Source organism: uncultured Ruegeria sp., from assembly GCF_947489545.1.
Taxonomy (GTDB): Bacteria; Pseudomonadota; Alphaproteobacteria; order Rhodobacterales; family Rhodobacteraceae; genus Ruegeria.
In genome coordinates, this window is record NZ_CANLDZ010000082.1 from 1 (window position 1) to 692 (window position 692).

Annotated in this window: 1 pseudogene; it reads right to left on the minus strand. The window is 58.1% G+C overall.

The features are described 5' to 3' along the window. Positions 1–692: pseudogene (locus tag Q1B13_RS26855) on the minus strand (DNA mismatch repair protein MutL); the annotation flags it as partial.

Here is a 692-nt window from a genome sequence, read left to right on the forward strand (position 1 = left end):
TCAGATGCGGGAGAACTCTCTTGAACGCTGAGCTCCGGAGTGTTTCCACTCAGCTCATTGGCAAAGTCTTCAAACGCGGGAGCTTGAGCCTGGTATGCCGCTGTCCGCGCCGCCTTGGATGGCCGATCCATTTGATAGACTCGGGCTGGGCCGGGCTTTATTGGCTCCGGCCTCATCGCACCCAGGGTTGCATCAGAAACAGTGGTTGACGCCCTATGCCCTGCATCAGCCAGAGCATGCTTCAAAGCCGAGACGATCAACCCTCGAGCCACACCTGGGTCGCGGAACCGAACCTCAGATTTCGCAGGATGCACATTGACGTCCACCAGTGTGGGTTCGCAGTCTATGAAGAGTGCCGCAGCGGGGTGGCGATCGCGACTTAGAAAATCGGAATAGGCCGCCCGAAGCGCCCCTATCAACATCTTGTCACGTACCGGACGACCGTTGACGAAAAGGAACTGCGCCACTGCAGCACCGCGGGAATATGTTGGAAGGGCCGCATATCCATAAAGCCGAAGCCCATCCCGTGTCGCATCGATCCGCAATGCGTTGTCCGCGAAGTCTCTGCCCAGCACTTTCGCAAGCCTCGCGTGCAGTGCATCAAACAAGTCGCCACTCTCACGATCTGCCCGGAAGACAACACGTCCCTCGCCTCCACCAGACACGTCTCGCAAGACAAACGTAATTGAGGG